General features: G+C 57.3%; 12 protein-coding genes. 7 read left to right on the forward strand and 5 right to left on the reverse strand.

The window, feature by feature from the left end; all coding sequences use genetic code 11:
* Positions 1-27 precede the first annotated feature (27 nt).
* The 7 genes from LCM21_RS08040 to LCM21_RS08070 all read left to right on the forward strand — a co-directional run bounded on the left by LCM21_RS08040 (position 28) and on the right by LCM21_RS08070 (position 10,270).
* Positions 28-2,070, forward strand: coding sequence for a dynamin family protein (locus tag LCM21_RS08040; RefSeq protein ID WP_224890139.1), 2,043 nt, complete (start codon positions 28-30; stop codon positions 2,068-2,070).
* Positions 2,067-3,353 carry a dynamin family protein gene (locus LCM21_RS08045; protein ID WP_224890140.1) on the forward strand — a complete coding sequence of 429 codons (1,287 nt, stop codon included), beginning with the start codon at positions 2,067-2,069 and terminating at the stop codon, positions 3,351-3,353. Before LCM21_RS08040 ends, LCM21_RS08045 begins: the two co-directional genes overlap by 4 nt.
* A gap of 339 nt (positions 3,354-3,692) precedes the next feature.
* The gene (locus LCM21_RS08050) at positions 3,693-5,819 is read left to right on the forward strand and encodes a serine/threonine protein kinase (protein WP_224890141.1); all 2,127 of its coding nucleotides are present in this window, start codon (positions 3,693-3,695) and stop codon (positions 5,817-5,819) included.
* 209 nt (positions 5,820-6,028) lie between these two features.
* Positions 6,029-7,048: an FHA domain-containing protein gene (locus LCM21_RS08055; protein ID WP_224890142.1), complete on the forward strand. Its 1,020-nt coding sequence runs from the start codon at positions 6,029-6,031 to the stop codon at positions 7,046-7,048.
* Positions 7,049-7,834 carry a PP2C family protein-serine/threonine phosphatase gene (locus tag LCM21_RS08060; RefSeq protein WP_224890143.1) on the forward strand — a complete coding sequence of 262 codons (786 nt, stop codon included), beginning with the start codon at positions 7,049-7,051 and terminating at the stop codon, positions 7,832-7,834.
* Positions 7,835-7,856: 22 nt separating this feature from the next.
* Positions 7,857-9,119: a transporter substrate-binding domain-containing protein gene (locus LCM21_RS08065; RefSeq protein ID WP_224890144.1), complete on the forward strand. Its 1,263-nt coding sequence runs from the start codon at positions 7,857-7,859 to the stop codon at positions 9,117-9,119.
* A gap of 44 nt (positions 9,120-9,163) precedes the next feature.
* Complete coding sequence (locus LCM21_RS08070; protein WP_224890145.1) at positions 9,164-10,270, forward strand: transporter substrate-binding domain-containing protein; 1,107 nt, start codon at positions 9,164-9,166, stop codon at positions 10,268-10,270.
* Between the two features lie 296 nt (positions 10,271-10,566).
* On the opposite strand, the gene LCM21_RS08075 is transcribed toward LCM21_RS08070, so the two are convergent.
* The 5 genes from LCM21_RS08075 to LCM21_RS08095 form a co-directional block, all read right to left on the reverse strand.
* Positions 10,567-12,780: an NADP-dependent isocitrate dehydrogenase gene (locus LCM21_RS08075; RefSeq protein WP_224890146.1), complete on the reverse strand. Its 2,214-nt coding sequence runs from the start codon at positions 12,778-12,780 to the stop codon at positions 10,567-10,569.
* 221 nt (positions 12,781-13,001) lie between these two features.
* Positions 13,002-14,033 (reverse strand): trans-3-hydroxy-L-proline dehydratase, encoded by a 1,032-nt coding sequence (locus LCM21_RS08080; protein WP_224890147.1) that lies wholly within the window; start codon positions 14,031-14,033, stop codon positions 13,002-13,004.
* 9 nt (positions 14,034-14,042) lie between these two features.
* A complete protein-coding gene (locus tag LCM21_RS08085; RefSeq protein ID WP_224890148.1) occupies positions 14,043-15,281 on the reverse strand; it encodes an NAD(P)/FAD-dependent oxidoreductase in 1,239 nt (412 codons plus the stop codon).
* Positions 15,278-16,210 (reverse strand): 4-hydroxyproline epimerase, encoded by a 933-nt coding sequence (locus LCM21_RS08090; protein ID WP_224890149.1) that lies wholly within the window; start codon positions 16,208-16,210, stop codon positions 15,278-15,280. The genes LCM21_RS08085 and LCM21_RS08090 overlap by 4 nt, the downstream gene beginning before the upstream one ends.
* Entirely contained in the window at positions 16,201-17,160 is a 960-nt protein-coding gene (locus LCM21_RS08095) for a dihydrodipicolinate synthase family protein (RefSeq protein ID WP_224890150.1), read from the reverse strand. The genes LCM21_RS08090 and LCM21_RS08095 overlap by 10 nt, the downstream gene beginning before the upstream one ends.
* Positions 17,161-17,162: the final 2 nt, after the last annotated feature.

Consider the following 17,162-nt stretch of genomic DNA (forward strand, 5'->3'; position numbering starts at 1 on the left):
CTTTTATATGTTGCCAGGGTAAAGTTTATGAGTGAAACCAATCGTCGCGAGTTGATCCGTATTGCCGAGGACATGAACGGGATCTCAAACGAAGAGACCCGGCAATTCATTTCGCGAATTGTCAGTGATCTGAAGAACCTCAAACCCTCAATCGCTTTTGTTGGGCAGATCAAGGCCGGAAAGTCGCGCCTGATCAACGGTTTCACGGGGCAAGCAGAATTTCTTCCTTCGGATGTGAATCCTTGGACAACGGTGATTACCGACATGCATTTCGGGCACCCGTCTGGCCGCACCTCGGGGGCTGAATTTCATTTCTTCGACAACCGCCAATGGCAGGCGCTGATCGCCGAAGGCGAAGAGTTGCGCAACATGTTCCCCGATGACGAGGACAGCTATAAGCGCGAGATGATCGAAGAGCAGGTCGAGGCAATGAAGACCCGCGCCAAGCTGCGTCTGGGGGAAAGCTACAAACACCTGCTCGGTCAGCATCATGACCTGGACAACCTGAACTCAGACGATCTGGCGCGCTATGTCTGCGCAGGCGACGATCCAACCGATGAGGGTGCGTATGATCCGGGGTCGGACCGGGGACTGTACAGCGACATCACGCGCAAGGCCGAGGTTTATTTCGACATCGGCCACTTCCCCTACCCCTTGACCGTGACGGACACACCCGGTGTTAATGACCCGCTTTTGATCCGTGAGGAGATCTCGCGCCAATACCTCAAGGAATCCGACTTTTTCGTCGTGGTACTGTCTGCGCATCAGGCCCTTTCGCGCGCCGACCTGAAACTGTTCCGCCTGATGCAGGCGCTGGAATTGGGTCAGATCGTCGTCTTCATCAACCGCGTTGATGAGTTGGGCGGCGGCGCCGATGATGCCACCAAAGTTCGGGCCGATGTTGTGGACGGTCTCGAAAAAGCGCTTGGCAACTCGGACATTGACGTGCTGATGGGTAGCGCGCAATGGGCGCACTATGCCCTGACCGGGGATGAGACAGGCATCAACCATGATGAGGTTCTGGCGTGGCTGCGCGCGCATCCGGACCAGATGAAGCAATATCTGGACGGCGTGGCAGAGATCAAACAAGGGTCCGGCCCGATCAGCCGTGAAGGCGTCTTGCGATTTGCTGCAATGGTTGCCTCGGGTTTGCCTGACCTGCGCCGCCACGTGACCAGTGCCCTGACCGAGGGCCCGCGGAATGAGCAGTTGCGGATGGCGTGGCAGCATCTCAACAGCTTTGCCCAAGGTGAGGTTGAGCGCAGCAAGGCCCACATCCGCGCCATCGAGGAAGAAAGCGGTTCGAAAGCCGAAACCGGCGACGAAAACCACAAGACGCTCGCAGACCTGCGCAAACTTGTTGGCCAGAAAACGACCGAGATCGTAAACGATATGGATGACGTTCTGGCCAACCTGCGCGGTGTCATGGACGATACCGTGGCCGAAGCGGTCGCAGCCGTGGTGCGTGGGCCGTACGGAAATTCACCATTGTTGGCGAGCGGTGGCGAGACCGAGCTGAACTTTACCCCGCTGCGCGACCGCATGCGCGAATTGGTTCAGGGCGCGACACAAGTGGTTCGGCAGCGCATGCTGAGCGAGCTGTACTCGATCGACATGCAAAGCAATGCGGCCCTGCGTTCGTTGCCGGGCTGGCAGGATTCCTCCGACAACCGCATGAACACAAGCGCCGTTCGATGGTTCCGACCGGATACCAAGGCTCTGACGCGGGGCATAACGGTTGAACTCAGGGTCAGCTGGCTTTCGCGACTGATTTCGCGCAAAAGCGTTGTGGCCCGGGCCGAACGTATGATTGTGCAGGAATTCGAGATGATTGGCGACGATCTGGTGGATACCGCGCGCAGCGATTTGCTAGAGCGGCTGAACACGGTTCTGGATCACTACCTGGCATTGTTGGCCGGACATCTTGAACACCGGACAGGTAGCGGCGAAGCAAGTGAACGGGCCGAAGCGCAGGCGGCATGTGACCACGCGCAACGCATTTTGGAAGAGTTGGGCACCATTTACGGTGCAGATGACGTAGACAAAATACTGGCAGAGGCTGCTGAATGATTGAATTTCCCGGAACCGAACAGGAAGTTGCGCAACTTGAACGCTTTCTGAACGCGACCGAAAACCTGTCTGCTGACGCAGAGTTGACCGGAATGCGCGACCGCGCGCTGGCCCATGCCGAACGGCTGTCCAATGCCGTCAATATTGGATTCGCCGGCGAATTCGGCGCGGGCAAGTCCAGCCTTGCCAATATGCTGGCCGGGGCCGATATTCTGCCTACCGGACCTCAGCACCTGAAATTGCCGCTTGTGATCGTGGCTTATTCCGAAACGCCGGAAACCACGGTTGGGTGGTGGGACCGCGAACCCAAGGTTTATTCCGGGATTGCGCTGGAAAAGGCTGCTGCAGATAACCCTGACTTCATTTCGGTTGGATTGAACACGCCTGCCCTGCAGGAAATCTCATTGTTTGATTTGCCCGGTACCGGCGCATTGGACGACACGTATAAGGCAACACTCGATCTGCTGAAGTTTGTAGACTGCGCAATCTGGTGTACCAACGGAACAAACGCCTGGCGCGAGACGGAACGCCATCTGTGGTCGCAGGTCCCGCAATCCTTGCGCAGCAACAGCTTACTGGCTGTCACCCACACCGACCTGCCGCATGTCAATGAGGCCTTGGATCGGGTGGTGTCGCGGCTTAACAAGGAAAAAGGCGATCTGTTCCGCGCTGTTGTGCCGATTGGCACCCCGGTCGCCGTGCGCGCCATGGCACAAGAGCCCGAGCCCGATTTCGACCTCTGGGAAGATTGCGGCGGTCAGACCCTGGCGGAACAGGTTCTGCAAATTGCCTCAGACCGTCGCCTTGCCGATCTTGAGGCTGCAAGGGCTGATCTGAAACAGGATTTCCTACCTTATCTGGAAACGCTGGACAGGCCCGAGAATGAGCCGGAAAGGCCCGATGCCGCTTCGATGCACGCCACGCTGGAAGCCGCTTTGCCACCGCTCGAAAACCCGATCCTCGAAGACTGGTTGGCCGCGATTGCCAGCATCTATGAAGATTTGCGCGAGTCATCCGATATCGAACCTGCGTCATTCTTGCATTCGTGCCAGGAAATCGTCGAGGATTTCGCCGAACGGCTGGAACAAGGGGGCGAAATCGACCCCTCGGCCAAATGGATTCCGGGTGAGTTTGAAAAGGCCACCGACCTATTGCTTCTGCTGCAATTTGAAAGCGGTGATGCGCCTTTGAATGACGCAGTCAGCATTCTGGCCCAGCTCAGCGATAACCTTGCATGGGCGGGCAGTCGGATAGACTCGGTCGAGCCAAAAACCGGCACCTGACAACTTCACGCAAAAATTGAACCGGGATGCACCGATTCGAAGCAATGGGAATCAGGTGCCAAGAGCAACGCGTCCGTTGCGCAGGTGGAGACAAACCACCAACTAGCCTGCATTTTGTGCAGCCTCTTTTTCAGCATATTGTGTTGACGACGGCCACGCACACAACATGTAGTATACCGTCCGAAAGGATCCATAGTGAAGCCATTTGGCGGCCCCAATAAAGTCAAATTTGAAACGTCTAACCGTCCTTAGTGTCCTGCGGTTGTGTTTGGTTGTGAGTTCGGGATCAGTTTTTCCCGGTTGAGTTGACCGCAAAACGAAAAGAACGGGCGGAAAGAAATGAGCCACAACCAGGCTGTCGGTGCATCGCACGACGAACCTAAAATTGACGGACTCCAACCCGGCGCCAAGCTGTTGCGCGGGCAGTATGAAGTCCTGCGTTTCCTCAGCAATGGCGGGTTCGGCATCACCTATCTGGCGCGTGACAGCCTAGAGCGCGACGTGGTGATCAAGGAATGTTTTCCAGGCGCAATGTGTCATCGCAATGGCGATATGGTCGAGCCCTCGGACCCTGGATACAAAGACGATCTGCGCTCGATCATCGACCTGTTTATTCAAGAGGCACGCAACCACGCGCGTCTGGTGCATCCCAATATCGTCAATGTGCATCAGGTCTTCGAAGACAACAACACCGCCTATATTGCGATGGATCTTGTCAAGGGGTGCGACCTGCTGGACTACGTGGAAGATCCAGACACAGATACTGGCCCTGACTTCATCGTTCAGATGACTGAAAAGATGCTGTCCGCAGTGTCTTTCATCCATCAAAGCGGCATGCTTCACCGCGATATCTCACCCGATAACATTCTGATCAACGAAAACGGTGATCCCGTTCTGATCGACTTTGGGGCCGCGCGGGAACAGGCCGCGAACCAATCGGCGGCACTTCTGACACTACGGGTGATCAAGGACGGCTATTCCCCACATGAATTCTATGTTCGCGGTGCTGAACAAGGGCCAAGCAGTGATCTCTATGTTCTTGCTGCCACTCTGTACCACGCCATTAGCGGCGAGCGTCCGATTGACGGGCAAACCCGCCTGAACGCCTTCAACAACAGTCAGAAAGATCCTTATGAGCCGCTCGCCGGGCGGCTCAAGGGCTATCCTGACGGTTTCCTTGAGGCGATCGATAAGGCGATGGAGGTTCACGTCACCGACCGCCTGCAAAGCGCCCTGGATTGGCTGCGGATGTTCCGTGGGCCGGGTGTCATGTTTGACACGTTCGACTACCGCCCCGTCTCGGTCATTGTGGCGATGGATCGCAAGGATGAGGCCGCCGAAAAGGCCCGTATCAAGGCTGAAAGTGAAAATGCCGAAGCGGTCGTGACGGCCCTATTGGCCGGCAACGCGGACCTGACGCTTGGAAACGAAGACAAAGACGACGACGACCTCGCCAAGTACACACCGAAAGAGGAAGCGCCAGCAACAGTAGATACAATTGTCAAAAGTAAGTCAGAAGGCGGCGGACGATTGATTGCAGGCATTGTGGTCGTCGTCGCTGGTCTGGCCGCGGGCGGGTACTTTTTGATGTCTGGTGAAAAGGTGATGGAGCCAAAAAATGACACCGTCGACCTGACAGCACCTGCCGACGTTCCTGAAACAATCGAGCCGCCAGCCCCAGTTGAACTGGTGACCGAAGCCGAAATCGCCCCGGAACAGGTAGAGCCAGAACCCACAACCGTTGAACCCAATCAGGCCCCTGTCGAGCAGACACAGGCCCCCTCGGCTGAACCAGAAGTGGCCCAAGCCCCGGCAGCCGAACCCACTCCCGCCGCCGATGTCCCGCCTACGTCGGGGACACCGGCGGAGGTGCAGGTGGCTTTCTCGCACTGGGATGTTGAAATTCCATTCCAGATCTCGCGGCGTCGCGCAACCACAGGCACCGTTATCGCCGTGACCGGCGTTGATCCTTCGCGGGATATGTCAGTCATAGGAGACTGGGTGGAACGCGGTGCTTCGATTTATACATTGAACGGCGAACCCTTCGGCGAGGATGCAAGTTTCGCCGCGCAGGCGTTGGACGATCTGTCAATAGATCCCGATGGCTATATCCGCGTGACTGCACGCTATCGGTCATTGGGTCAAACCCGGGCACAGAACGGGCTGTTGGCGCTGCCCGCCTTCCGGATGGTCGGCTTGGAAAACGGTTACGGCTTCACCGTGCGAAACACGGAAGGCGCAGGTTGGAAGACAGTTGTCACGACGGTTCCGCCCGAGGCCAAAGGTGATCTTCAAAAAGGCGATATTCTGATTTCTGAGTCTCAGACCTCGGTCGCGATGGATGGGCCGGAGAGCATCGATGCCGTGCTTCAAACCCTGGTCGCCGAAGGCCAATCCCACGCACGTCTGACCGTATTGCGCAACGGCACGGAAACGGACGCAGTCATGCAGCTAAAGCAGGAATAGTTTGACCAGTTCGAAAGTGACCTGCTGCACAGTGAGTTCTGAGGGTGGCGCCCGGAAATCCGCCACTCTTCACGGTTCGGTCCGGACCGGCAGATGAGTTTGATCTGATTTCCAAATTATCCGTGCCTTTGCGCCAATGCGCGCAGCGGCAAGTAGTAGCCCCACAGGACCAAATGCCTGTGCCGAAACAGTAAAAAGGTGTCGACACCATGTTTAAATACAAAAGCCCCCTCAGCCGGCTTCTCGAAGGTGCCGGCAAGGTCAAAGAAGCCCAGCCTGAAACCGACGTGGAAGGCGCAGTCGAGCCCGAGGCCGAAAAACCCCAACCGATTGCGGATTTCAACGCGCTGCGCAACGCTCTGGCGGGCGGCAACGCGTCGGCGGAACCCTATGAAGACAGCGACGAGTTGATCCCGGAAGAGGATATGCCCGCGTTTTCTGACGATGCGGACGAGACAGTCGAAGACGAAGCCGAAGCGACGGATGGTGCGCAGGATAATCTTTTCGAACCAACTGAGGAGCAACACGGGTCAAATGAGCCGGTTGTCACATTGCACATCGCCACCGACGAAGACTCCGAGCAAACCGATGCTCAGGACGAGTCCGTTGTCGAGGTCGTCGTTGAAACAGTTGAACCCACTCAGGCTGAAACAGTTGAACCCATCCTGGGCGATCCTCATGTTGAGACCGCGCCCGAACCGGAAGCAACGTCTGAGCCGGAAGTAACGCCGGAACCGACGCAAGCGGCCGCTCCTCCCGTGGCGGATGACCGTCGCGGCCGGGTCAAGACAACCTTCCTTGGGTTTGAACGCGCCGACACGCATGTTCAGGATCTGATCGAAAGCTCGGACCCGGTCGTAAAGACAACAACCGCAAAAGAAACATTCCCCGTTGGTTGGCTGGTTGTGACCGCCGGACCGGGTCGTGGTTCTTGCATCACATTGACCGAAGGTCTGATGCAGATTGGCCGTAATGATGATCAGGCCATTCAACTGGACTTTGGTGATACTGGCATTTCGCGCAGCAACCACGCCGTGATCGCCTATGACCCCGAAGACCGGAAATGCTACCTCGGTCACGGAGGCAAGGCCAACCTTGTTCGTCTGAATGGCAAGCCCGTGCTTAGCACCGTGGCGTTGTCCAGTGGCGACCTGATCCGGATCAGCGAAACTTCGATCCGCTTCGCCGCTTTCTGTGATGACGATTTTGACTGGCGGGATGACAGCTAAATGCTGGCCCAACCGGCATATGACATTGCCCTGATCCTTGACCAGGGTCAGCGCGGATCACAGGAAGACGCGGTTGCCACGCGCATGTTCGATGCGGCCAATGCCGGATACGTGGTTGTCGCGGACGGTATGGGTGGGCACGCTGCTGGTGACGTGGCATCGGACATCGTGATTGGTGCCTGGCGCGACGCGTTGGACGCCGAGCTTGCGGGCGCAGCGCCGTCCGAAAGCTCTGTCGCCGACGCCCTGCCCTTGGCGGCAATGCAAGCCAATGCCTCTATCGCTGCACATTGCGACGAAATGGGCGGCAATTTCAAAATGGGGTCAACCCTGTTGGGCGTACTGCTGCTGGGGCAGCGCGTGTACTGGATCTCGATCGGTGACAGCCCGCTATATCTGTTCCGCGACGGAGTTCTGCACCAGATCAACGAAGATCATTCGATGGCTCCGGTCATAGACGCACAGGTTGCCAATGGCACTTTGACCGATGCCGAAGCGCGGGTCCATCCGGACCGCAATCAACTGACATCGGTGATTATGGGTGCCGCGATTCCGAAAGTGGACTGCCCTGAGGAACCGCTCAGCCTGACGGCGTCAGATGTTCTGATCCTGGGCAGTGACGGTTTGCAATATCTCAGCGATGCAGAAATTCAAGCCATCGTGAAACGTAACGCGCATGCGTGGGCACAGGACATCGCCGATGCTTTGTTGCTGGCGCTTCACGCCAAGGGCGACCCGGATCAGGACAATGCCTCGATCGGTGTCGTGAAACTGACAAGAAACTAATCAAGGCAAGGCTACAGGACCCATGAAACCCCATCTTTTCATATCCAGCCTGGCACTCGCTGCCGTGGCCGGAGCCGCCTCGGCGCAAGAGGCCTGCTCGACTTACGAAATCCAGCGCGGCGACAGCCTGCGGGAGTTGACGATCGAAGTGTATTCGACCGAGGATTTCCGCATCATCTTTGACGCCAACCGCGATGTGATCGGCAATAACCCGAACATCATTCGTGTAGGCGACGTGCTGACCCTGCCCTGTCTGGAAGATATTGGGCGCGCGCCTGAAGTTCCGCAAACCGAAGCCGAAGCCATGGCCGCTGAGATGGCTGCTGAACTGGTTGCGGCCGCAGAAAAGCGGGCCGCAAAAGCCATTGCAGACGCCGAGGCGCGTGTCGCTGAAGCCAAGGCTGAGGCCAAAAAGGCCAGCGAAGAAGCTGTAATCGCGGCCAAGGCTGCGGCCCGTGAAGAAATTGAAGCGGCCCGCGCCGAAGGGGCTGCGCTGATCCGCAACGCAGACGACAGTGAAAGCCCAGCAATCCGAGATCGTCAGTTGCTGCTGATCACCGGAGGCAACTACGCGCCCTTTACGGATGAGTCCTTGCCCTATCGCGGCCTCTATACCAACCTCGTTGAAACGGCGATGCTGCGGGCCGCGCCCGAGCAGGGCTATAAGATACAGTTCGTCAATGACTGGTCTTCGCATCTGGACTTGTTGATGCCGACTCTCGCATTTGACGCGACCTTTCCCTGGTCACGCCCGAACTGTGAAACAGCCGAAGCGCTGTCGGAAAACGATCGCAATCGCTGCGAGACCTACGATTTCTCGAACCCATTTTACGAGGTGGTAGACTCATTCTTTGCGCGCGAAGGTTCGGGATACGAGCAGACGCTGACCTATGCCGACTTTGCTGGCGCCACGATCTGCCGCCCCGAGGGTTGGACAACGTCGCACATGGATGCGGTAGGCCTCTACGAACCCGCAATCTCATTAATGCGGCCGGTCGCACCGGATGATTGCTTTCACGCGGTCATGGACGGCAGTGCCGATATCGTCGCGATTGAGGCTCACGTCGCCGTCGAGGCCATCGCGCGGCTTGGATACAAGCATCGCATCATCGAAAACCCCAACCTGGCGGCAATCAAGTCGCTTAACGTCATGACCCACAAAGACAATCCGGATGGGGAAGCGATTCTTGAGACGCTTAACCAGGGTCTGGCGATCATGCAGCAATCGGGTGAATGGCGGGACATCGTGTCAACCGCCCTGCGCCACCAAATGGAAAATGGCTAAGGCCCCAGCTGGCCTGACAACAAAAAATTCTGGAGGAAGTGAAGATGTTTGAAGTCAACCTGAAGAAAGTCGTGATATCGACCGTAGCTGTCACCGCCCTAAGCGCCGGAGCTGCCGCCGCCCAAGAGGCCTGCACCAACTACACCGTCGTGGATGGCGACACGTTGGCCACAATCGCAATTGCCGCTTATGGCACATCGAACTACCAGCCGATTTTCAACGCGAACCGCAACACGATCTTGAACCCATCAAACCTTGAGCCGGGCCTGGTCCTTGCCTTGCCGTGTGAAGACGGCAGCCTGCCAAACGGTCAAAGCGCGCAAGACCTGATCGCCGCGGAAGAAGCACGTAACGCCAATAACAAAGTGTCCAACGTGTACGAACCGCCGATCAAAATCGTGACCGGCGGCAACTATGCCCCTTTTGCAGACGAAGATCTGACGGGCGGCGGCTTTCTTGTCCGTCTTGCTTCGACGGCCCTTAACAGGGCGGGAAACAACCGTGAATTCTCGGCGAGCTTCGTAAACGATTGGAGCTCTCACCTGGATACTCTCTTGCCGCTGGGTGCGTTTGATGTGTCACTGGCCTGGTATATCCCCGACTGCAGCAACCGCAGCTACGAGTGGTCGCCGGAAACAACGAAACGCTGCACCCAGTTCGATTCCACCGTCAGCGTTTACGACACCGTAATCGGGTTCTACACGCTGCCCGACAGCGGCTATGCCACGGCCCGGTCGTTTGAAGATTTCAAAGGCGCGCGTCTTTGCCGGATGGAAGGTTGGTTTACACACGATCTGGAAGAGAACGGCGTTTTCGAACCGAACGTGACAATGATCCAACCTGTCACAGCGACTGACTGCATGGATGCCGTTCTGACCGGTGTGGCAGATGTTGCGTCTTTCGAAGTTCAGCTTGCGGCAGACGCTATGAGCGATCTGGGTCTTTCCCATAATGACATCGTTGAAAATCCGTTTGTGAACACTGTCGCAGGCTTGCGCTTTGTCACGCACCGGACAAACCCATATGGCCGTCAATACGTGGCCATGCTGAACGCAGGCCTGAATGAGATGCGGGAATCCGGCGAATGGTATGCCATCATCTCGGACACCCTGCGCGAGCATAATGAGAAACTGATGGCAGCTTCGAACTGATCCCTCGGTTCAGCTGAATACACTGGGGCTGGTCTTTGAACCGGCCCCCTTTTTTTTCGAGCAGCACTTTGCAGCGTATTATCACATCAAACGGCCTTTCGTGCCTGATGCGTTTGCCATACAGGAATCCCCCGATATTCGGATTTTTTATTTGATAGCTTGACTACCGCTATACCGGTGAGGCTCTACCTCGCCACTCACTCAAAAAGGGCCGACTTTGGGGGTCGGCCCTTTTTCCATTCAAGATACCCATTTACTCAAATAAAAGCCACGCCATCAAACGTGGCTTTTGGCCTTCAGCCGATGATGGCGTTTAGGGTCGCACTTGGGCGCATCACCGCAGCGGTCTTGGCTGGGTCGGTGTGATAGTACCCACCAAGATCAGCGGGTGCGCCTTGTGCGGCAGCCAATTCGCCCAGGATCTGCTGTTCTTTTTCAGCCAGCTCTTTGGCAATCGGCGCAAACTCAGCTGCCAATTCAGCATCTTCGGACTGCGCTGCCAACGCTTCGGCCCAGTAGCGCGCGAACCAGTAGTGGCTGTCGCGGTTGTCAGGCTGACCTACCTTTCGGCTGGGCGATTTATTGTTGTCCAGAATGCCCTGCGTTGCCGCCTCGGCCGCGGCCCCCAGAACACCTGCTTTGGCGTTTCCGGCGCTGTCGGCTAGGAAGTTCAGCGACTCACCCAAAGCACAGAACTCACCCATCGAGTCCCAGCGCAGGTGGTTTTCTTCTACCAGCTGCTGCACGTGTTTCGGCGCCGAGCCGCCCGCACCGGTTTCGAACAGACCGCCACCCTGCATCAACTTTACGATCGACAGCATCTTGGCCGAAGTGCCCAGTTCCAGGATCGGGAACAGGTCGGTCAGATAGTCCCGCAGCACATTGCCGGTGATGGCAATCGAATCCTTGCCAGCGGTGATGGTCTCAAGCGACTGACGCGTGGCCTCACGCGGAGCCATGATCAGGAACTTGTCAGCCACGCCAGCGGCCTCAAGAGCCGGTTTGACGAATTTAATCAGTTCCGCATCGTGGGCGCGGTTCGCGTCCAGCCAGAAGATCGCTTCGGAACCGGTCAGGCGCTGACGGTCCATCGCCAATTGTATCCAGTTTTCGATTGGTGCCTTCTTCACGGTGCAGGCACGCCAGATATCGCCTTTTTCAACAGCATGTTCGTGCAACGTCTCGCCGTTCGCAAGAACGATGCGGATGGCACCATCAGCTGGTGCTTCGAACGTGGTGGGGTGGCTGCCGTATTCCTCGGCCTTCTGGGCCATCAGGCCAACATTGGCCACTGCTCCGGCGGTGGCCGGATTCAGCGCGCCATTGGCTTTGAAGAAATTGATGGCCTCATCGTAAACCGGGGCGTAGCAGCGGTCCGGGATCACGCAGTTTGTATCGCCCTTTGCACCGGTCTCATCCCAGCCCTTGCCGCCCGCGCGGATCACGGCAGGCATCGAGGCGTCGATGATCACATCGGACGGTACGTGCAGGTTGGTGATCCCTTTGTCACTGTCGACCATGTACATGGATGGGCGGTCACCCTTCAGCGCATCAATGGCCGCTACGATCTCGGTGTTGTCTTTGACGCGCTCCAGCAGGTCACCCAGACCCGAATTCGGGTTCACACCCAGCGCGCTCAATTCACTGCCAAATTTCTCGAACACAGGGGCCAGCCACGCTTTTACGGCATAGCCAAAGATGATTGGGTCCGACACTTTCATCATGGTCGCCTTCATATGAAGCGAGAACATGGTGCCGTCTTTCTTGGTGTCTTCAATCGCATCCGCAAGGAACGAGGACAGCGCCTTGACCGACATGAAGGTCGCGTCGGCCACGGTACCTTCGTCCAGCGGCCAGCCATCTTTCAGAACTGTGACGCTGCCGTCCTTGCCAACAAATTCGATCTTGGCGTCACCTGCCTGGGCAGCGGTGATTGTAGCGGATTTCTCGTTAGCGTAGAAATCGTTGTCGGACATGGATGACACTTTGGTCTTGCTGTCAGCGGCCCACTCGCCCATCGAATGCGGGTTCTTTTGTGCGTAGTTCTTGACTGCCTTTGCCGCGCGGCGGTCACTGTTGCCTTCGCGCAGAACCGGGTTCACAGCCGAGCCCTTGATGGTGTCATACCGAGCGCGGATCGCTTTTTCTTCGTCGGTCGAGGGCTCTTCGGGGTAGTTCGGGACATCGTAGCCCTGCGATTGCAGTTCTTCGATCGCCGCCACCAATTGCGGGACCGAGGCCGAGATATTCGGCAGTTTGATCACGTTTGCCTCTGGCGTCTTCACCAGTTCACCCAATGCGGCCAGATCGTCGGTGATGCGCTGTTGGTCAGTCAGGTTCTCGGGGAAGGTCGCGATGATGCGGCCTGCCAGCGAAATATCTTTGGTTCCAACGCTGACACCAGCCGCCGAGGCGAACTTGCGAATGATGGGCAGGAACGAGGCGCTCGCCAGCTCAGGCGCTTCGTCTACAATGGTATACAATATATCGAAGTTCGATTTTTCTGCCATATTCTTTTACCTTTTTTAAGCCTTTCGGGGCGTGCGATCCAAGAGTGTGCCACGTCTGTGTGGCCTGAAACGGGGCGCGTGTATCTTACCGCCCCAATGGTGACTCTGATTTGACAGGGCCTCCCATAGAACAGGTTGGCCTTCGGATCAATCGTCTAGTGGGGGCGCAAATTGACACGGGAAGGTGTAAACCGCCAATTCACCCCATGATTTTAAGCGATTCAGCGCCCGGCACCCCATGTGTCACTTAACCTGTAACCGTCGGGCCAGGGATCGTCCGGGTCCAACATATGCTGGTGTATGCCGGTAATCCAACCACGGCCGCTGATCTCGGGGATGATAGCCGGACGGCCCGCAACACTGGTATTATCGATGATCTGGCCGGTGAAGCGCGAGCCGATAATCGAGACCGCCTCGAAGGTTTGACCAGCTTTCATCTGACCCTTTGCCGCCATCAGGGCCATACGCGCCGAAACCGCAGTACCGGTCGGCGACCGATCAACCTTGCCCGGCTGGATGGCGACAGCGGATGTCCCGGTGAACCCGGCTTCAGTGGCCTTTACCGGGCCGCAAAAAGCGCAAAAAGAGATATGTGTCCAATCCGGATTTTCGGGATGGGAAAACCCAAGCTGTTCATTCGCGGCATCTGTGATCGCCACACCCATGCGCGCAATATCCCGCGCCTCGTCCTCGACAATCTGAACGCCAAGCGCGGCTGCATCGACCACCACGAAACTATCACCGCCATAAGCTGTATCGACAGTCAGAGTACCCAGGCCCTGAACCTCCAAGGGAACCGATATCTTATCGGCGAAACTGGGCAGGTTTTGTACGTATATTCGCTCGGCCTTGCCGTTCCGGCAATCGGCGCGAACCCTTACCAAACCGCCCGGCGCTTCAAGAATTATACGAGTTTCCGGCTCTTGCATCGGGATAATCCCGCCATCCAACAAGACTGTAGCCACACAGATCGCGTTCGATCCGGACATGGGCGGCGTGTCCTCAGGCTCCATAATGATAAAACCCGCGTCTGCATCGGGGTGTTTGGGTGGAACCAACAGGTTCACATGCCGAAACACGCCACCTCGGGGTTCATTCAGAACAAAATTGCGCAGGGTCTGATCTTGCGCAATGAAGGCGCGCTGCTGCCAAAGCGTGTCTCCGGGCGGTGGAAGCACGCCACCCACGATGACATCCCCGACCTCGCCTTCTGCATGCGCTGATATCACGTGGATGGTTTTGCTGCTGCGCATATCGTGTCCTTAAAACCGGGTGGCCGAAAACGAGGTCAGAGAAATCTGTGGCGACTGCCCATCAATAATTGCTCCGACAAGCTCGGCCGTGCCTGCGGATTGGGTCAGACCAAGGTGACCATGCCCAAAGGCATAGATGACGTCCGGCGTTTGCTTCGCAGTGCCAATCACCGGCAGGCTATCCGGCAATGAGGGGCGAAAGCCCATCCATTGCGTGCCACCGCCTGTCTTCAAACCGGGCAGGAATTTTTCAGCCTTCATAAGCAAAGCATCCGCCCGGCGATAGTTCGGAGGCAGTGAAAGCCCGCCCAGTTCAACCGCGCCGCCGATCCGCACACCGCCATTGATCCGGGTGGCAACAAACCCGTGGTTTGGAAATGTCAGGTGCAGGCGCAGGTCAAACGCACCTTGAGGAAGCGTTGTGTTATAGCCGCGCTCAGTCTCAAGCGGGATGTGATCACCAAGTGTATTGGTAAGGTGATGCGACCACGCGCCGGCGCATACAACGACCTTTTGCGCAGCGGCTTCTTTGGTCGCCATCACGATCTGCACACCCTCCTCAACAGGGGACAGCGTGCGAACCTCTCTGCGTTCGATCCGCCCACCCCGACCTTCAAAGACCTTCGCCAAATGCTCGACCCATTTTTTGGGATCAACGACATTCATCCAGTTCGGCGTGAACCCTGCATGCGTAAAACGCGGACTGAGGCCGGGTTGTATTTCGGCGATCGCCTCGCGGCTTTCCAGCAAGTCAAATTCAATTCCGTATTGGCGCCGCAACTCCCATGTGGGCAGGCTGGCGCGGTATTCTGCTTCGCCTTCATACAGTTGCATCTGACCGTCACGCTGAAGCATCCCTTCTGCGTCGATATCGGTGATCAAGCGGGCCAATGCCGAGGCTGAATGCGTCATCATGCTGGCTTGTGCGCCCAGAAGGGTCTGATACTTCGCTGGACGGCTGGCTCGCCAGAAGCGAAACAGCCACGGTACGATCTTCAACGCATAGGCAGGCGGGATGGAAAGCGGCCCCAGCGGATCAACCAACCATTTCGGAGCCTTTCGCATAATGCCGGGGGTCGCCAATGGCTCAATCTCGGGAAACGCAAACGCACCGGCATTTCCCGCCGAGGCCTGAGCTGCAACGCCATCCCGATCCAGAACCAGAACTGAGTGTCCCCGACGTTGCAATTCCAGCGCTGTTGTGATGCCAATCACTCCAGCACCAATCACAACGACCTGTTGTGTCATAGCTCGATGCCCGCCCTGAAAGGATCGTTTTCATCAAAAACCAGTGTCGCTTCGGACATGATGTGGGCTTGTCCGGTGATTGAAGGGATGACACCTTGGTTCGGGCCGGGCTGGTAAGACAGGCGATAGGTACTGCCTATGACACTTTGCTGAGTTATTTCCTCGCCGGATTCCAAAGCTCCATCTGCGGCGAGACACGCCAGACGCGCCGAACTGCCAGTGCCACAGGGTGACCGATCGTAGTTGTTATCCGGGCACAACACGAAATTACGGCTGTGGACTTCAGGATTTGGCGAGGCGTCTTGAAAGATCACGTGGTCGATTGGTTCACCTTGCTCTCCCCCTATGCCGCAGGTGATCGCGGCTTCACGGATCGCAATCGTCATCTCGGTCATTTGCCGGATATTGGCGGTTTCGACCGATATCGGGCTTGGGTCGACGATGAAGAACCAGTTCCCACCATAGGCCACATCGCCCGTCACCTTGCCATAGCCCGGTACGTCCAATGTCACGTCACGATGAACCCGGCGGCTTTCGATATTCGTGACCGTGACGGTATGCGCATCATGCAACTCAACCGTCACAACGCCCGCAGGCGTTTCGATCTTGTGGTGGCCGGCGGAAATTCGGCCTTGATACGCCAGTGTAACAGCCAGACCAATGGTGCCGTGTCCGCACATTCCCAGCACAGCATCCACATCGAAAAAGATCACCCCCGTCACACAGGTGGGATCGACCGGCTCAACCAGCAGCGCACCAACCATGGCCGGCTGCCCACGAGGCTCCAGCATGACCGACCGGTAAAATGCCTTGTGGTCGGTCGCCAGTTTCCTTGCACGGTCCGCCAAAGGACCTTTGCCCAGATCAGGGGCACCACTCAGAATGACCCGTGTCGGCTCACCCCCGGTATGACTGTCGATCACATGCATTCCGCGATCACTCCGCCCTGTTTGGACCAGTTGGCGAACCACGTGCGGAACAGGTCGTACTGCTGCTCGCAATAGTTTCGTTGCGCATCGGTTAATTCATCCGTTTCATTGAAGTGCAGCCGATATTCCTGCTCTCCGTTCAGCACCAGTAGATGCTTGTAGTACAACACCAGATCCGGGCCTTCATCAAAGCTTGACAGCACATGGATCGCCTCGGTCAGCTCCCGTGCGCGCTGGCGGGCCTCGGGATCACCTTGTGCCGCCTTCCTGGACAGCGCGGCCAGCAGCAAAGCCTCACGCGGAAGGGCCGTGCCGATGCCGGTGATTGACCCTGTCGCACCGCAATTGACGATGCCGTGGTAAACCTCGGTATCCACACCGACCATCAGGGTCACGTCTTCATCCTGACTGGTGATAGACTCAGCCGCGTAGCGCAGATCATCCTTGCCTCCGAATTCCTTGAAACCGATCAGGTTGGGGTGTTCGGCCCGCAGGGCAAAGAACAGATCAGTGCGCGTGGCAAATCCGTAATACGGGCTGTTATAGATAATCGCAGGAACATCTGGGGCGGCGGAAAGGATCGCCTTGAAATGATTCTTCTGCGCGACGTCAGAGCTGCCCCGCGACAAAACCCGCGGAATAACCATCAGCCCAACAGCACCTACCGCCTGCGCATGCGTCGCATGGGCCACCGCGGATTTTGTGTTGATGGCCCCTGTCCCGACCACGACGGGCAGCCCGGCTTCGACCAGACGCGCGACCCCCTCCATTCGCTGATCGTCGGTCAACAAAGGCCAATCACCCATCGAACCGCAATAGACCACTGCCGACATGCCTGCGTCGATCATCTGTTTTCCCTTGCTGACCAACGCATCAAAATCTGGCGTCCGGTCGTCCGTGCAAGGGGTCATCAGCGCAGGCATGGTGCCGGTGAATACATTGGTCGACATCA

It is taken from the genome of Ruegeria profundi, from assembly GCF_020171505.1.
GTDB lineage: Bacteria > Pseudomonadota > Alphaproteobacteria > Rhodobacterales > Rhodobacteraceae > Ruegeria > Ruegeria profundi.